Source organism: Phyllobacterium brassicacearum, assembly GCF_003010955.1.
Classification (GTDB): Bacteria; Pseudomonadota; Alphaproteobacteria; order Rhizobiales; family Rhizobiaceae; genus Phyllobacterium; species Phyllobacterium brassicacearum.
In genome coordinates this window covers 101,757-119,326 of the sequence record NZ_PGGO01000017.1, presented here as the reverse complement: position 1 = coordinate 119,326, position 17,570 = coordinate 101,757, and the positions used below count along the sequence as shown (strand labels likewise).

14 protein-coding genes are annotated in these 17,570 nt (G+C 58.0%); 2 read left to right on the top strand and 12 right to left on the bottom strand.

The features are described 5' to 3' along the window. Window positions 1–107: 107 nt before the first annotated feature. Window positions 108–440, top strand: a complete 333-nt coding sequence (locus tag CU102_RS20610) for a DUF779 domain-containing protein (protein ID WP_106712972.1) — start codon at window positions 108–110, stop codon at window positions 438–440. Here CU102_RS20610 and CU102_RS20605 read toward each other — a convergent pair. From CU102_RS20605 to CU102_RS20555, 11 genes are all read right to left on the bottom strand, one after another. After that, window positions 437–1,150, bottom strand: coding sequence for a DUF899 family protein (locus CU102_RS20605; RefSeq protein ID WP_106712971.1), 714 nt, complete (start codon window positions 1,148–1,150; stop codon window positions 437–439). The genes CU102_RS20610 and CU102_RS20605 overlap by 4 nt on opposite strands. 156 nt (window positions 1,151–1,306) lie before the next feature. Next, entirely contained in the window at window positions 1,307–2,473 is a 1,167-nt protein-coding gene (locus CU102_RS20600) for a diphosphate--fructose-6-phosphate 1-phosphotransferase (RefSeq protein ID WP_106712970.1), read from the bottom strand. 137 nt (window positions 2,474–2,610) lie between these two features. Then, on the bottom strand, window positions 2,611–4,818 hold the full coding sequence (locus CU102_RS20595; protein WP_166648611.1) for a diguanylate cyclase: 2,208 nt from the start codon (window positions 4,816–4,818) through the stop codon (window positions 2,611–2,613). Between the two features lie 244 nt (window positions 4,819–5,062). Next, window positions 5,063–6,091 (bottom strand): Ldh family oxidoreductase, encoded by a 1,029-nt coding sequence (locus tag CU102_RS20590; RefSeq protein ID WP_106712968.1) that lies wholly within the window; start codon window positions 6,089–6,091, stop codon window positions 5,063–5,065. Further along, window positions 6,088–8,124, bottom strand: coding sequence for a dipeptide ABC transporter ATP-binding protein (locus CU102_RS20585; RefSeq protein WP_106712987.1), 2,037 nt, complete (start codon window positions 8,122–8,124; stop codon window positions 6,088–6,090). The genes CU102_RS20590 and CU102_RS20585 overlap by 4 nt, the downstream gene beginning before the upstream one ends. Then, a complete protein-coding gene (locus tag CU102_RS20580) occupies window positions 8,117–9,001 on the bottom strand; it encodes an ABC transporter permease (protein WP_106712967.1) in 885 nt (294 codons plus the stop codon). Before CU102_RS20580 ends, CU102_RS20585 begins: the two co-directional genes overlap by 8 nt. Next, window positions 8,998–9,939 carry an ABC transporter permease gene (locus CU102_RS20575; protein ID WP_425351581.1) on the bottom strand — a complete coding sequence of 314 codons (942 nt, stop codon included), beginning with the start codon at window positions 9,937–9,939 and terminating at the stop codon, window positions 8,998–9,000. The genes CU102_RS20580 and CU102_RS20575 overlap by 4 nt, the downstream gene beginning before the upstream one ends. Before the next feature lie 83 nt (window positions 9,940–10,022). Next, window positions 10,023–11,684, bottom strand: a complete 1,662-nt coding sequence (locus tag CU102_RS20570; RefSeq protein WP_106712965.1) for an ABC transporter substrate-binding protein — start codon at window positions 11,682–11,684, stop codon at window positions 10,023–10,025. 168 nt (window positions 11,685–11,852) lie between these two features. Then, window positions 11,853–13,037 (bottom strand): mandelate racemase/muconate lactonizing enzyme family protein, encoded by a 1,185-nt coding sequence (locus CU102_RS20565; protein ID WP_106712964.1) that lies wholly within the window; start codon window positions 13,035–13,037, stop codon window positions 11,853–11,855. Window position 13,038: 1 nt separating this feature from the next. After that, entirely contained in the window at window positions 13,039–14,145 is a 1,107-nt protein-coding gene (locus CU102_RS20560) for a mandelate racemase/muconate lactonizing enzyme family protein (RefSeq protein ID WP_106712963.1), read from the bottom strand. Between the two features lie 51 nt (window positions 14,146–14,196). Continuing rightward, window positions 14,197–14,919 carry a GntR family transcriptional regulator gene (locus CU102_RS20555; protein WP_106712962.1) on the bottom strand — a complete coding sequence of 241 codons (723 nt, stop codon included), beginning with the start codon at window positions 14,917–14,919 and terminating at the stop codon, window positions 14,197–14,199. A gap of 158 nt (window positions 14,920–15,077) precedes the next feature. On the opposite strand from CU102_RS20555, the gene CU102_RS20550 reads away from it, so the two are divergent. Beyond that, a complete protein-coding gene (locus CU102_RS20550) occupies window positions 15,078–15,416 on the top strand; it encodes a hypothetical protein (protein WP_425351580.1) in 339 nt (112 codons plus the stop codon). Between the two features lie 16 nt (window positions 15,417–15,432). On the opposite strand, the gene CU102_RS20545 is transcribed toward CU102_RS20550, so the two are convergent. After that, a complete protein-coding gene (locus CU102_RS20545) occupies window positions 15,433–17,523 on the bottom strand; it encodes a mechanosensitive ion channel family protein (protein WP_170115307.1) in 2,091 nt (696 codons plus the stop codon). Between the last annotated feature and the right edge of the window lie 47 nt (window positions 17,524–17,570).

The following is a 17,570-nucleotide window of genomic DNA, read 5'->3' as shown; positions in this document are numbered from 1 at the left end:
CTATAGCCCGAAGAAGCTGGGTTTCTTCTGAAGGCTCCTTGCCAGAACTGAACCGTCGGTAGCGCTTTCATAGTGCCGCCGACGACATTTCCGGGAGGGAAACAAGGATGGAAGACAAAGTCAGTGCTACACCAGCGGCGCTTGAGCTGATCGCCACATTACAGTCGGAGTACGGGCCGATCCTTTTCCACCAGTCCGGCGGTTGCTGTGACGGATCATCGCCTATGTGCTATGCGCAGGGCGATTTCATCATCGGCGATCAGGATGTCTGCCTTGGCGAAATCGGCGGCGCACCTGTCTACATCAGCGCTTCGCAATACGATGTCTGGAAACACACCGAGTTGATCATAGATGTCGTGCCCGGTCGCGGCGGCATGTTCTCGCTCGACAATGGCCGCGAGGTCAGGTTCCTGACGCGATCAAGAATCTGTACGATCTAAAGCTTCCCATACTCCAACTTCGGATACCAGCTCGTTCCTCGACCTTCCGGTGTCGCGTCAAGAATTGTCCATAGCGGCATGAGATCAGGTGCGCCGCGTGGATCCTGTCCGGGATCGGATGTTGCCGACCCCATCTCGCCGCTCCAGAAATGGCGGATTGTGCCGTCGCGCCGTGTGAAAACATTGAATCCCGCATCATCGCCGCCTTCCGGCGGCCATGCATGATAGTCGCGGCTGAACTCGCCACTTGGATCGGAATAGAGCTTCAGATTGCGCCAGCCGCGCTCGTTCTTGAAGGCGATGAGCCGCTCGATCGGCGAGCGTGCAATCACTGCCAGGGCAATGCGCTGTTCGACATCGCGGGCTTCGCCGTCCCAGGCGCTCAACAGTGAAGTGCACATCGGGCAAGGCCGTTCGCGCTCGGGTCCAAACATGTAGCTGTAAACAGCGAGCGTTTGTTTATCGCCGAACAGCCCAGCGAAATTCACGGGCCCGTCTTTGCCTTCGAACCGGTAGTCCCTGGTCACTTCGCCACCCGGTGGGAGCGCCCGGCGCTGCTCGGCGACGCGCTCGATCTGGCGTCTCAATTCGATCTCCTGGGCCAACAATGCATTGCGAGCTTGCCGGTACTCCTGGCTTTCATTGGGGAACCGCACCCCGTTCCGCTTCGCCAGTTCTGCCGCAGGTGTAAGTGAGTCAGTGGTGTGCATGGCCGCGTCCTCTGCTTTTCCATGTTGCAATGACTTGCGTTTCGTTTTGGATGTGCCGCAACTTTGGCGGACACACGCAAGTGTGCAATAACGTTGATATCAACATATTATGCTGATTGCAAACTTTTCGAGTAGCCGTTTCGTTCCATGCAGTAATCAGACGAAGGGTTTTGCGAGTTCGAAGCGTTTGGGAAGCAACCGTTCCAGATAAGCCCGGCACGGCGAAGCAATCTGGTTGCCCGCGGGCAAAAGGAAGTCATCCGGCAAATGGCGCGTCTTACCGGCAACATTGGCAAGTGGAACCAATCGCGGAATGGTGATCCCGTTTTCAACCTGAAGTGCCACTGAGCCGCCGCCGCGCGCTGCAGCTTCGACCGCAAAAGCCCCCGCCTCAAAAGCTTCGCGCGCGTCGGTCGAACTGATGGTGCTGACATTTCCGCGGGGCAGGTAGCCAAATGTATCGACCCGCGCACGCACGCCGGGCAGGCCATCCCGGATCGCCTGTTCGACAGCCATTCCCAAATCGCCGCCGGAAAGCCGCACGTTCCCATGCGCCTCCCGTTCAAGCCGATCGGGCGGGACGATACTTTCGACAACCGATCGTCCGTCTTCGGTCGTAACACCTTCCGACATCGCCACGATGCACCGACCATGTTTGCTCACAGCCGCGCGTACGTCATCGACAAACCGCACTGGCGAAAACGCACGTTCCGGGACGTAGAGAAGGTGAGGGCCGCTGTCTTCATCCTGCTGCCACGCGGCAGCAGCCGCAGTAAGAAATCCCGCATGGCGGCCCATGACGATGCCTACATAGATGCCCGGCAAGGCGCGAAAATCGAGATCGACGCTGACAAATGCGCCGGCAATGAATTCAGCGGCCGATATGAACCCTGGCGTGTGATCATTCTCGACGAGGTCATTGTCGATCGTCTTGGGCGCGTGCACAAAGGCGATATCGCTGCCGGCTGCATCGGCGAGTATTTGCTGGGTCCCGGCCGTATCATTTCCGCCGATGTAAATGAACGCCGTCGCTCCCGTTTCGCGGAGGCCCTTAAGGATTGTTTCGCAGTAAGCCATATCGGGCTTGTCGCGTGTACTCCCCAATGCAGCGCTTGGGGTGGCTGCGAGCAGGCGCAATTCCTGTTCCGACAAGGTTGACAGATCGACAAAATCCCCGTCCCGAATACCCCGCACGCCATGCCGTGCGCCAAGCACACGGGCCCCTGGGTGGCGCTTGCGTGCTTCGAGTACGGCGCCCGCCAATGTCTGATTGATGACTGCGGTCGGCCCGCCGCCCTGCGCAATTACGAATGTCTCGGTCACGATTGCCCCGCCAATTCATATGTCTGCAGAAAGAGGCCGAACGGCCGGTCACACCGTATCATATCACCCGAACGGTTGGTGTCGATGCCAAACATCTCTGGCTTCCCCCACCATGTTCAAAAATCGTGCAGCCATATTCAGACTGCAGTCGCTTGAGCGGGATTGCTCTGTCCGGCCACTACCCGGTCTCTGCCCTCGTTCTTGGCCTGATAAAGGGCACGGTCCGCGGTATTCACTATGTCGGCCCATTGGACGCCGTTGTCGGGATATGCAGCCACACCGAAGGATGCGGTAACTGTACCCAACGTATGTCCGCGATGTACAAGATGGATCTGCCTGATCGCTTGACGTAGCGATTCGGCGCGCTCTGCACCACTCGCCAACGAAACTCCGGGCAAAATGAGAGCAAATTCCTCGCCGCCATATCGGGATGCGACATCAGTCTCACGGGCGTGGTCCAACAAGACACTGGCCACGTGTTTAAGAACGAGATCCCCCGCTTCATGGCCAAAGGTATCGTTGAATTGCTTGAAATGATCGACATCAAGCATAATCATCGCGAAAGGCTGTTCGGCGCGTTGCATGCGCCGCAATTCGCGATTGCCTGTCTCCTCAATGTAGCGCCGATTGAAAAGCCCGGTGTTCGGATCGCGGATCGACTGCTGCCGCAATGTTTCGCGCAGGCGCAGATTCGCCAGCGCAAGCGCCAATGTGTCCGCTACGCCACGCAATATCTGGTGCCAGTCAGATAGCCATTGCGGCTTTGCCGCCGCCTGCGGTTCGCACAAGTGCAGGATACCAAGCGTCTCACCTTGCGCAGCCAGAGGCACGCAGACATATCCTCCGGTTCCGCCGTCGTTGATATGGCTGCAGCGAGGCGACAGCAAACCCGGACCTGAGATATGCTCCTGACCCCGTCTCAGGGCCCAGCAGTCCTCCGGTCCAAACTGGGCAGCACTTGAACGTACATCGCCCCAGTGCGCCATTTCTTCGACAAGATTTCGCGACGCACTGGTCAGGTGGACCGTACCGCTGAGATCCTTGAAGAAGTCGGGCATGGCAGATCCGACAACGTCAAAGGCCTCACGAAAGGTAACGCACGCCTGCAGGAGTTCCCCGAGCTTGACCAGGCGGCCAGTTGCCTCGGAGTTCTGCCGCAGCTCGAGGTTCAGAATTGCAAGCTCCTCTGCACGCTGGTTGACCGTTCGCTCGGCCCGTCGCAATTCACTGACGTCGTTGAGGCTGAGCACTACACCTCCGTCGGGTCGATTGAGCGGGCTGCAGCTCGCGACGACCAACCGTCGTGAGCCATCTGGTCTCAAGACGCTTACTTCCCGTTGATACGGACGACTGGTAACCAGGGCCAGTTCAATAGGCGAGTTTCCCGGTGCGAGCTTGTCTCCAGCGACGCTTTGCATATCTATGACCGATTGCCACTCCTGTCCTTCGATCTTGTCGTGTCTTCGTCCGAAGATTTCCGATGCCGCAGGATTAACGCTGGCGACGCGCCCTTCGTTGTCGATGACAGCAATACCCTCTGCTACTGTCTGGACGATATCCTCGATATAGGATTTCTGATCGAGTAACTGCGCACGGGATGTTTCAAGTTCGCCAGCCATCGCATTAAGCCCCTGCGCCAGTCGTCCAAACTCGTTTTCGGATATATTACCGATCCGGGCTCCCACATCGCCCTGCGCCAGGGACTGGATGCCTTGCGTGAGCCCGGTTAGCCCGGTGTTGAATCCCCGTGTAAGGAAGAAAGCAAATATTCCAGCAGTCAGCGCCGCTGCAGCGGTACATAGACCAATCAGCCACACCAGGCCGTTGGTGCGTTGTTGCGCTTCCAGCAAGATGGGCGTGGTTTCAAGCAGGACGGCCCCGATAATCTTACCCTCCGCTTCCTCGACTGGCACGACAACAAACTCGACACCTTGTGGCTCCTCTGGACTGACTTCGGTGAAATCTCGCGGACGACCGTCCTCCATCGTACTGGCGATTTCGTTACCAAGATCGTGCGTGAATTGGCCACCAATGTTATGTTCTTCGCCGGCAATATCAGCCAGAACTACTTTCTGACGGTCGACGACAACAAAATCCCTATGCGAGCGCACGTGCTGAGATGTTAGGAATTCACGAAGGGCATTGGGCCGTTCAAACAAAGAATGCGGATCATCAGAGGCCTTGAAGGTAATCGTTCCGGCCAGTTGCTGCGCTACATTTGTTGCCTCTGTGAGCGCAGCAGACCGGGTCCAGGTCATCTGGGAATAGACTGCAATCACGCCGATCAACCCAATCAACGCGACGGCTTGCGCGGCTGTTGTGATAATTTGGGTCTTGATATTCATCGCGTTCATCCCAGACGCCGGATATCATTTCACTCCCGAATTTAATCAATACACGAAAAAACGACAGCGGATTCTTCCGACATGGGTAATGTCGAGAACCAACCGGCATTCTGTATCAATGGCCTGAGACAAGTTCCATAACAACTCTTATGCCACTTTGTCATTATTTTATAACATATCACTGTCTTCGCTATGAGGATGCCGGATTGCGAAGGTGACAGCTCGATCAGGCCGCGGAGTCTAATCATCTTCGACGTTCCGGGGATCCCTCACGGGCATATTGCTCGACGGTTTCCACGGCTGCCGCAGACACCGCAATTCCGTCGCGATGTTTCCTGCGTGCTTCAAGTCGGCGATCGCCGGGAAGACGCACTGATGGCGTTTCCAGCGCTGCGCCGAGCATCACTTCCAGTCGTGCCGGGAAATCTCCACCACCGAACAGCTTCGGATCAAGTGCAACAATCATCTGACCGGTTCGTGGCGGTCCGCCTTCACAGTCGCCAAAGGAGGAAGCCTCGAAGGACCAGTGCGAGCGGGCCAGCCCGGCAGCGAGAATATCGACCATCAAGGCAAGCCCGAAGCCTTTGTAGCCACCTATCGGCAGCAGGCTGCCCTCCATCGCTGCAGCTGCGTCATTGGTCGGAACGCCATTCGCGTCGATCGCCCAGCCATTGGGGAGCGGCACTCCTCGATTATAGGCATCTATGACCGCAACCCTGGCAACAACGCTTGACGACTGGTCGATGACCAGCGGCTCGCACCCCTCTCGCGGAACACCAAACGCCAATGGATTGGTACCGAAGAACGGTGTCTTGCCACCAAACGGCGCGATTGACGGCGACGCATTGGCGACCATCAGCGCAATTATCCCCTGCTCCGCAAGTTCCTCAACGAAGTAACCGAGCGACCCGCATGCATAGGAATTGCCGACCGCGAGCGCTGCGATACCGTTCTGCCGCGCGGCTTCCACAAGCGCCGGCAGTCCCAATGCAATCGCCGGGTGCGCAAAGCCGGTTCCCGCGTCCACACGGAGGGCCACCGGCGAAAGCTGCTCAAGCCGTGGCCGCGCGTGGCCATCGACCTTGCCGCAGGCAGCATGGTCGCAATAGACCGGCAGGTACGAAAGCCCGACGATCGCCTGTCCGTCTCGCTCGGCCGCGGCGATCGACCTTGCAACCGACGATGCATTTTCCGTACTGACATCCGATGCAGTCAATGCCTTTGCAGCCAGTGTTTCTATTTCGCCGAATGTCAGCACCCTCAGATCGGTCATGCGGTGATTTCCTTTATGTGATCGGTCTTGTTCTGCAGTCTTGCCAGTTCCTCGAACGGAATATGGCAGCGGATCTTGTGACCGTGTTCGGCATCGATAAGCGGGGGCTCCTGTTCCTCGCAGACAGCACCGATCTTGCGGGGGCAGCGCGTATGGAAGACGCATCCTGTCGGCGGGTTGATTGCGCTCGGAATCTCCCCGTCTAGCCGCACGCGGACATTTTCGGTCTCGTCCAGCTTGGGGACGGCCGAAAGCAAAGCCTCGGTGTAAGGATGGTGCGGCCCCGAAAACACGCGTTCGGAAGGTCCGAGCTCCATGATCCGGCCGAGATAAAGCACAGCGATCTGGTCGGCCAGGTATCGGACTACTGCAAGATCATGCGAGATGAAGATATAGCTCACGCGCTCCTTGGTCTGCAGGTCCGCAAGAAGGTTGAGAATTGCCGCCTGCACGGAAACGTCGAGCGCCGATGTAGGCTCGTCGCAGACGACGATCCGCGGATCGCCGGCAAAGGCCCGGGCAATCGCGACACGCTGTTTCAAACCACCGGAAAGCTGGCGCGGCTTTACGCTCAGGTGCCGCTCAGTCAGGCGCACCGAGCGAACAAGGTCGATAAGCCGCTTCTGTTGCGCAGAACCCTTGAGGCCCGCCAGCGTTCGAAGCGCACGGCCCATGATGTGCCGGATCGAATGCGAACGGTTGAGAGCGGAGTCCGGATTCTGGAAGACGATCTGCATGGCTTTCACCTGCTCGGCAGTCCGGCTCTCGAGCTTTGATGCGAGTGGCTTGCCCTCGAGACGTATTTCACCACCTGCGTCGGCGGAAACAAGACCGAGGAGCAAGCGGGCCAGGGTCGTCTTGCCGCTGCCGGATTCACCGACGAGCCCAAGCGTTTGACCTGGCATGAGATCAAGCGAAACATCGTTCACCGCACGCAAGGCATGCCCATGGCTTGAGTAGGTCTTGTTGAGGCCCGCAATCCGCAGGACAGGTTCTGGCGATGTTGCCACGGCGGACGTCGTAATGCTGCCCGGCGTTGTCCGCGGTAGCGACTGTGCTTTCTCGTGGTAGTGGCACCGGGAAAGCCGCCCGCCGAGATCATGGAGCGGTGGCAGTTCGCTATGGCATCGACTATCAGCAAGCGCACAACGATCGGCGAAAGCGCAACCGCTGATCCTTGCTCCGGGTGCCGGGAGAAATCCGGGTATGGTGTCCAGCCTGATCTGATCCTTGCGCTGGCCACCGCGCGGCAGGCAACGCAACAGCGCTACCGTGTAGGGATGCCGTGGATTGTTGAACACATCCTCCGTCCGCCCCTCCTCCACCAGCATGCCGGCATAAAGCACACCCACGCGGTCGCACATGCGCGAGACAACGGCAAGGTTGTGGCTGATGAAAAGGATGGAAGCCGACAGTTCCTGGCGGAGCTTCGCGATAAGATCGAGGACTTCCGCCTCGACCGTTGCGTCGAGCCCCGTGGTCGGTTCGTCCAGGATCAGCATGGTGGGATCGTTGGCCAAGGCCATTGCGATCCCCACCCGCTGCTGCATGCCGCCGGAAAGCTGGTGCGGATACCGCTGCATCACCCGTACGGGATCAGAGATGCGCACCCGGTTCAACATGGCGGTTGTCTGATCTATCGCCCTCTGCCCGGATATACCGCGAAGTTCAAAAATCTCCGTCAACTGCCGCCCGATGCGGATCGAGGGATTCAGCGCCTTTCCGGGATCCTGATAGACCATCGAGACGTTTTCGGCGCGCATCCGTCGCAAAGCTTCGTTGTCGAGCTTCATGACGTTCTGCCCAGCCAGCGAAATTCCTCCCGCTGTGATGAAGCCGTTCCGGGGAAGGTACCGCACAACCGAAAGGGCCACCGTCGATTTGCCGCAACCGGACTCGCCGACAAGGCCATAGGCTTCGCCGGGATGAATGGTCAGACTGAGATCGCGCAGGACAGCGCGATTGCGCCCGCCGACGCGGTAGGCGACCGACAGATTGTGCAGTTCGAGAGCATTGGCGGACGTGTCAGTCATTGAGAGCTCCCTGAACACCATCAGCCACCAGATTGACGCCGATGACGAGCGATGCAATGGCGAGCGCATCGAACAGGACCGTCCACCAGAAGCCACCGCCGATCATTCCGTAATTACTCGCAATGCTCAGGCCCCAATCGGGCGAAGGGGGCTGGATGCCGAAGCCCATGAAACTCAATGTCGCCACCGCGAAGATGGCATAGCCAAGCCGGACAGTCGTTTCGACGAGGATCGGTGGAATGACGTTCGGCAGTATCTCCACAAACATCGTGTGGAGTGCACTTTCCCGCCGCAGCTGTGCGGCCGCAACATAGTCAAGTTCGCGCTCGGAAAGCACCGCAGCACGCACCGTACGCGCAATGATCGGCGAGAAGCTCAAACCAATGACGATAATCACGGTGGACTTCGATGTACCAAGCGCGACGATCGCAAGGAGCGCGACAATAACAACGGGAATGGCCATGAATGCTTCCAGGATACGGCTGATGATATCGTCGACAAGACCGCGAAAATAGCCGGTGAAGAGGCCAAGCGTCGTACCGGCCACAGTGGCAAGAAGCGTCGCCAGCGGCGCAACTGTGAGGATATCGCGCGAACCGACGATGACGCGCGAGAATACGTCACGACCGAGCTGATCAGTGCCGAACCAGTTTGCCGCCGAGGGCGGCATGAGTGCATTAATGATATCGTCTGCGAGCGGGTCGTAGGGGGTGAAATATTCCCCAAACAAGGCGCAGACGACCCAGAACAACACAATGGTGAATCCGGTCAGGAAGGAGCCCGAACGGCTGAGCGAGTGCAGGACCTCTCTCACGGGACTGCGGGCGCTGGCAGCAGCGCTCGGAAGTTCGGATTGTTGCAGTTCGGTCGTACTCATTGTTCCGTCCCCAGTCGAATACGTGGATTGAGGACCGAGTAGAGGATGTCGGCAACCAGTGTCGCGACCGAATAGACGATGCCGATCGTCAGAATTCCGGCCTCGAGGATCGGGAAATCCTTGCCGCGGGCTGCCGTGAAAATCAGCGAGCCAATCCCCTGATAACGGAACAGCGTCTCGACCACGACGAGCCCGCCAATCAGGTAGCCGGTTTGCGTGGCAATAACAGTGATCGTCGGGAGCAGCGCATTGCGCAACACATGCCGCCAGATCACGGTGCGCCAGGGGAGACCTTTGAGCACGGCTGTTCTTGTATAATCAGAATCCAGCGCGTCGATCATGCCGGAGCGAGCCATACGGGCGATGTAACCAAACAGCACCAGGAACAACGGCATCGCAGGCAGGATCAGATAGTAGACTTGCGTGAAGAAACCGGCATTGGCAGGCCATGCGGCAGCAATCGGGAGCCAGTCGAGCCAGACCCCGAAGATCAGGATGAAGATGATGCCGGTAACGAACTCCGGCAGTACCGTTGCCGACAGCCCGCCCAGGCTGATGATACGGTCAATCGGACGGTTGACGTTGAGCGCGGCAACAATGCCGCCGAGGATTCCCAGCGGCACAACCAGAACAAAAGCAACAAGTGCAAGCTTCATCGAATTCCCCAGAGCGTCGATGACAAACGGCGCTACCGGAGCCCGGAAGATGTAGGACATGCCCATATCGCCCTGGATGAAATTCGTGATCCAATCCCAGTATTGTACGAGCAGCGGGCGATCCAGGCCGAGCGAATGATTGAGCGCATCGACTGCGCGCTGGTCGGCGAGCGGCCCCAGGATTGCGCGGCCAACATTGCCGGGCAGCACCTGCCCCCCCAGGAAGACCATGATGCTAAGCAAAATTAGCGTTACGAGCGACAGAACAATGCGCTTCAGCAGGAAGGAAAGAATGGCCTATGCTCCTTTGTTAGCCAGCTCCAAAACATGGAGCGGGCTGTTGCAGGATGTCCGTTCCCTCCCCGTCAGGCTTTCGACGCGCGGTCGAGATAGTTCTGCGACATGGCTGTGGGCTGTACGCCGGTAACGCCCTTCGCGGTTGCAGTCAGATAGTCGAAGAAATAACCGAAGATGATTGGCGTTTCTTCGAGGAGCAGCCGCTGGATCTTGCCTGCGGTCTGCTTCTGGGCTTCGAGGTCAAGCGCCGCAATATAGCTCGAGGCCAGCTGGTCATAATCCCTGTTCTTGAAGTGCGCCGAATTCCACGTGCCTTCGCTCTTCAACGGAGCTGACAGATAGACATTGGGAACGCCGCGATGGCCATAATCGGTGATACCCATCACGGAGTCGAGCCAGTTCGATTTACCGAAAACGGCGTCGCCGTAATAGGCTCCCTGATCGAGAATGGTGAGTTCGAGATCGATGCCGATTTCCTTCACGGCGTTCTGGATCAGCACGGCGTATTCGGGAATTTCCAGATAGCGTTCTGTCGTCAGCGTGACTTTGAACCCCTTTCCGGCGCCCGCAGCCTCCATCAGCTGTTTGGCCTGCGTCAAGTCCTGCTGGCGCTGCGCGACGCTCGTGTCCGTCGACGGATAGGCGGGGGCAAAAGGACTGTCATTGCCAAGTGAAGCGCGGCCGCGCATCAATCCCTTCTGCAGTTTGTTGCGGTCGATGCTCAGGGCTATCGCACGGCGCACACGCGGATCCTTGAAGGGATCCATGTCGGTGCGCATATGCACCTGATGGTGCGCGACCGATTTGAGACTGATGATCTCGACATTGGGGTCGTTGAGCAGTCCCACGCCGGCCAGAACCGGAAGCTGGTTGATAACATCAACCTGCCGGCCCTGAAGCGCCAGGATCATCGGCTGAATGTCACCGAAGAACGTGAACTCCGTCCGGTCCGGGAGTGCTTTTTCGCCCCAGTAATCATCATTTCTGACGAATGACGCACCAACTTTCGGCGTGTATTTTTCCAGCTTGAACGGGCCGGTCGCATTGAAGTTCTTTTCAAAATCGCCCTTGTAATCCGCCGGGATGATGATCGCGTTGTAGTTGTCGGACGACACCATATAAGGAAAGTTGCCGTTTGGCGCATCGAGGTGAAATTCCACCGTATAATCGTCGACCTTCTTTGTTGCGCCCTTCTGCAGATAACCGGTAAACACAGACAAGGCATTGGACGAATTGGCCGGATCTGCCAGCCGGTCGATGCTGGCCACCACATCGTCGGCCTTCATTTCGGCGCCGCTGTGGAATTTCACACCCTTGCGCAGGGTAAAGGTCCAGACGTCTCCCTTGTCGTTCGGCTTCCAGCTTTCGGCAAGCATGGGCTTCAAGACGAGATCTGGGCCATCGAGGCAGAGAAATTCACCGACCTGTTGCAACATAAGTAGACCACCGGCATCGGCAACGCTTACCGGTTCAATGGCGGCGGTAGGAACACTGCTTGCCACGCGGATGGTCGCGCCAGGAGTGCCCTGTGCGCGGGCAAGGCTCGGCATGCCGCCGAAACCGGCAGCAAATCCGGCACTTCCGAGGAAAGGCAGCGACAGACCGAGCAGGCTGCCATGCCGGATGAATTCGCGGCGGCTGACCCTGCCGTCCACGAGACCGTCGATCAGATGGTTTTCAAGATCAGTCCGGCCGCGCCGGAGAATGTCGAGAATCTTGTAGTTTTTCATGGCTTCTGTTCTTTCCCCTGTGTTCTGGTTTTTTGCCGGACGAAATATTCACCAGCGCCCCTCATCGCCAGGCTGTCGGATCGTCCGTGACCGACAAACGATAGATTGCCATTTCCTCCGTTTGCTGTTGCCCGGTCTTGGTGCCGGGCTGTCAGCGAATACTCTCAATCAGTTCAACGGCAGACGCCTGTACGTCCCTGGTCTTGCCGGATCATGGTATTTGTTCTTCGGCCCGCGCTCCACGTAATCACGATGGCAATTGGCCAATTTGTCCCGCGCCAGTGCAACGCCGAGACCGGGACCTTCTGGCACTGAAACGACATTGTTCCTCGGTGAAAACGGCCCTCCTTCGATCACATCGGTCGCTTGCATGCGAAAGAGCGACTGGTTCGGCTCCCTGATCCAGCTCAATGCCGCGCACAGATGAAGGTAGGCGGCGCTTCCAACGCCGGAGTCGCCACTATAGCACCAGAAATCAATCGCGGCATGCTCACATGCCCCGATGAAACGAACCAGCCGTCCGATGCCGCCATGAACCGCCGGATTGCCGACGATGGCATCAGGCACCCGCAAGTCGATGGCTCGTGCAATGTCCATATTGTGCGTAGAGAAAGGGATCGAACAATGGCGTCGCAATTCACGCATTTCCTCGATTGTCCCAACGGGATCTTCCCAGTTGCGAACGTTGAGTTCTTCTAACGCTCGCACAAGTTGCCGTGCGGTTGCAAGCGAATAAGCCTGGTTGGAATCGATCCGCAGCATTACATTGTCGCCGAGTTTCTTCCGGATGAGCTCAAGCATTCTGAGCGAGATTCGTGGGTCTTCCGTGGAGAACTTTCCTTCGAAGAAAGTGGTCCCACAGGTCTCGTGCAACTCGACACAATAATCTGCGACTTCTTCGGGCGTCTTCTCACCGACCTTGTTGTTCCCGTTGCCACGCAACGAGAAATAATCGGTGAAAGGTATCTCCTTGCGCACTGCGCCACCGAGCAACTGGTAAAGTGGTTGGTTCCACGCCTTGCCGCGGAGATCCCACAGTGCCATCTCGATCGCACCGAATGCCATGATGCGATTGCGGTCATTGATACTTTGCACACCGGTCCAGAATGGCAGGCAGACGGATTCAGCGCCTGCGATATCAAATGCGTCCCGGCCGATGAGCCTCGGCGCGAGTACTTCTGCAATAATGGCTGCAGCCGCTGCACTTGGCGCTTCGCCAAGACCAACCAATCCGTCATCCGTCTCGACTTCGACGATCGTCGGCGAAAAACCGTCCAGTTCGCCAAACACCCAGACATAGGGTGCTTCGAGGTTCAGATTTATTGGGGTCGCGGTAATCCGTCGAATTTTCATATTAGCGGCTCAAGTCGAGAAATGGTTTGCCGAGCAGTCCGGGATCAACGTCGATGCCGAGGCCCGGACCATCAGGAATGCCCATGCGGCTGCCGATCACCGGCGGCGCATTCCGGGCTGTGCGGATCGTCACCCACTCGTGGAAAGCAATCGCGTGCAACCGCCGTTCCTCAGGCGTCGAAAGCGAAAGGTGCGCCATGGCGGCGGTATCGATTTCTGCGCCGCCCGTATCCTCGACTGTCACCATGAAACCAAGATCAACGGCAAGATCGCGGATCTGGCGGGTCTTTGTCACCCCGCCGAGGCGCGAGATTTTCAGGGTCAGGCCATCAGCGGCGCCCTTGCTATGGATCTCGAGCATTTCTTCCAGTGAGGTTACGGACTCGTCCAAGACCATGGGCTTGTCGAGGGAGCGGCGAACCGAAAGACAGTCGTCGACGGAGACGCAGGGCTGTTCCATCGTGTAGTCGATGTCCCGTGTCGCATCGACGAACTGACGGGCCTGATAGGCTGACCACCCCGCATTGGCATCGCAGAAAATGACTGTACTCTTAGGAACGGAGCTGGCGACAGCTGTGACTCTTTCAACATCGTCACGAACCTCGCCCCCCACCTTCACCTGCAGGCGGTGAAAGCCTTCGGACACTATTCGCTTCGCGTGGGCGATCATCGCCTCGACCGAACCATGGGTGACCACCCTGTACAGATCGGCCATGTCGCTCTCCCGACCGCCAAACATCGTTACGAGAGGCACGCCGGCTGCGCGGGCGGTCAGATCGGAGCACGCCATGTCGAATGCGGATTTGATGTAAGGGTGGCCCTTGAACACCGTGTCCATCAGCCTGTTGAGCCGCGCAAGTGCGCGCGGATCCTGTCCGAGGAGATGCGGTGCTATTTCAGCGACGCCGGCCTGGGCCCCTGCGGCGAAGGCAGCGGAGTAGAAATTACCGAGCGGCGCCATCTCGCCCCACCCTGTAAGCCCTGTGTTCGAGGTGACTGACACGATGACCGCATCGAAGCCATCGGCACCACGGCCCTTCGACATGTTGTAACGGCCTTCAACAAATGGCTGCATGACACGGTAGGCTTTAATGGTCTCGATATGCACGGTGTACGATCCTATGACTGAAGACAGAAACGAAACCCAAATAGTCCGTGATCAAGTGTCGATGCGTTTGCGTTTCGCTCCCGACTTGTCACCGGCGCCCCGCTGTTCAAGATTTTTTGCGAACGCAACGAGTTCCTCGAAATCGAGAGCAATGTGTTCACGCGCATGCCGCTGCGCCGCCTTCATGTCGTTTCCTTTAAGGAGCCGGACATACTCCTCGTGGACATCGATCGCGGGCACAGGCTCATTGCGCGCGCGCTGATGCAGCGCAAAATACATTTGGAGCCTGCTGGTCAGGCGCAGCCATGTGTCGAGCAGCAACGAATGATCTGCCCATTCGTGGATCAGACTGTGCAGTTGCAGTGCCGCTTCGATCTGCCCTGTCGTATCAACGTTGAGCGTCGCCCGCTTCACCGCATCGTGGCGCCGGTCGAGCTCAGCAACAAACTGCTTCGTCCTGTTTGGCCAGGTCCGCTCGATGGCAAATTCATCGAGCACCTGATTGAGTGAATAGGCGTCTTCGATATCCTTGGCAGTCACTTCAATGACGAAGGTACCCGCATAAGGGATGCTCGTCAGGATACCCTCCTGCACCAACTCCCGCATCGCTTCGCGGAGCGGTGCGCGGCTGACACGCATCTGTTCGGAAATGCGCAGCTCATTCAGCTTTTGTCCGGGTTCCAGCTTGCCCGTGAGGACGGCCCGCTTCAGCAACGCAACAATCTCGGCGCGGCGGGTCGTATCTATGATCGGATCAAAATCGGTCTTGCTCATTGCGTCTGACATCCTGTATGCAGAGACAGAAAAACAGATTGTCGACAATATAGCAATACTGATTAATCGGCTTTGGTTGGATTCAGGTTGGGTTGATCAATTGCTTGTCGCAGCCGGGCCTTTTCTCATTTATAGCAGCGAGAGATTTCTTTACGGAGATGGAAGTGACGATAACCGGCTTCTTACAATTGGCTGCCTCAACGGTGATTTTCTTGGCCGCAGCGACTTGCGCCAAGTCCTGGGCGCTTGGGCCCAGCGCCGCAAAATTGATCCTGACGATTGCCTTGTACTCCGCCGGCAACCTGATCATGTTGCGACTGGTGCGCGAGTTTGGAATGGCGTCCGCTTTCAGCCTTTCGGCCGTCATTCAACTCATTGCAGTAAATCTGATTGCCCTCACCTTCTTTGGTGAAAGGCTCCCTATGATTCAGTCGTTCGGAATCCTGTTCGCCATCATAGCTGTCGGTTTGATAACATTCGGGTCGGTCGCGAAATAAACGACCCGCGACAGGTTTAACCCTCCCCGGGCTGCACAGCAGCAGCCTTCTTGCGAGCCATGGTATCTCTGACAGCGGCTGCCGCAGCACCCGCAGATTGTTCTTCGTTACCAGCAACCTGGACTGTTGGCGACGCAAACCCGATGCCGTTGGCAGTGAAGGCCTCGCGGATCATGGCATATGCCCGGCGGCGGATGGTGGACTGATGGCCGGGTTTGGTCATCATGGCGAAGCTCAGCTTGATACCATAATCGCCGAAGTCCTCCACGCCCTTCATCTTTACCGTCTCGAGGATCTGCGGGCCGAATTCCTCGTCTTCGAGCAATGCAGCGCCGACCCCCTTCACCAGCTTTTTGACCTTGGCGATGTCAGCGTCGTAGTTGACCGAGATGAAGAACTTGTCGATGACCCAATCCCGGCTCATGTTCTGCACGGCACCCAGCGTACCAAACGGAACGGTGAAGATCGGGCCGCGATGGTGACGCAATTTGACAGAACGGATGCTGAAGGATTCGACAGTACCTTTGTAGCTGCCGCTCTGAATATATTCACCCACACGGAAGGCGTCATCGGTCATGTAGAAGATGCCACTGATGATGTCCCTGACCAGAGCTTGCGAGCCGAAGCCGATTGCGACGCCGAAAATGCCCGCGCCTGCGATCAAGGGACCGATCGCGACACCGAGTCCGGACAGAACCATCATGACTGCGATGGCCGCAATCAGCACTGCAAGGAAGTTGCGCAGAATCGGCAGCAAGGTCAACAATCGTCCGCTACGGGCCAACTCGGCTGGATCGCCCCCTTCGGAGCGGGCACGTTCGATGCGGCGGTTAATGAGGCCCTTGACCATATGCCAGATCAGGTCAGCGGCGAGCAGTATTACAACACCTCCCAATATTCCACGGAACAGGCGAGCGACGGCCTCGTCCTCCATCAATCCGCTGGCGCGGAAGCGAATGACCACGGCGAGCCAGGCAACGGCGAGAGCAATGATGACCACCCTTGCTCCCCGCTCAATGAGCACCTCAAGGACGGGAGCCTTGGGCTTTTCTGTGTCGTCGGGTCCGGCAAAGAATGACTTCACGGCTGTGCTGGTCGTCCTCAAAATCGGCGGCAGAACCAGCACATAGATTCCGACCCACAAGGCCAGGCTGAGGCCAGCAACCCACAACAACCAGAGCAGGCACAGATAGAATGTGAGCAGCCACTCCTTGACGCGAAATGCGCGAGAGGCAACCGGAGCTTCAGGCTGACGCCATAGCGTTTCGAGTGCAACCGCCAACAGGCCAAGGCCGAGGATGTAGATGATCAGGCTCTTGACGTTGGGCGTGAAATTCAGCACGGTCATCAATCCGGCTGCCGCCCATCCGGTAAAGAAGATGCCCGAGAACACCGCAACCCGCCGGTACCAGAAGGCGGCCTTCACATCGTCCATCGGGATGAGACGGACAATGGCAGATCCGCTCTCGCTGTCCCGCCTGCGGTCGATCCCGAGCAGAATGGCTGTTATCCGCATGATGACCCGCCAAGCAATCAGCGCAACGAGCAAGGGCAGCACCAGCGCGGCAAGCAATGGGGGCCAGGTGAACGCGTGAAATGCGCCGATGCTAACGACAGCGAAGACCACCAAGGGGGCCATCGCGGCGAAAATCGACCGGCCGATGATGTGGTGGCGGGCGGGGGAACCCTCATCGACGGTAGCAGGCGCGACGTGCCGTTGGCCAGCGCGTTTGACAAGACGCCGGAAGACAAGTTCGGCCCCTAGACCTAGCGCTGCAAATGCAGCGAACAGAACCAATATGGCTCCCGGACCACGGCCGTTGATTTCGGTCATGATGGTTGAGCTTGCCGCCGAAAACTCGCCGGGAACCGCCGGCACTGCTTGTCCGATACCGCGCAAATGCGCGCGAATGGCGTTTGACCAGAGCATAAAGTCGCTCGCTGAGGCACCCACCGGTTCCTCCGCCGGTGGTGGAGCGCTCTTCGTTGCAATCCATGCCTTGACGTCCGGGTCATCCAGCAATTTCAACAATTGCTCAACCTTTTCCGGTGGCGGTGCGGTAGCGGCCGGAGCGGCGGATTGGGCACTGGCGTGAGAGGCCAACATGGCACCAACCCATAGGGCGACCGCGCAAACCCTGAACAATCGTATTG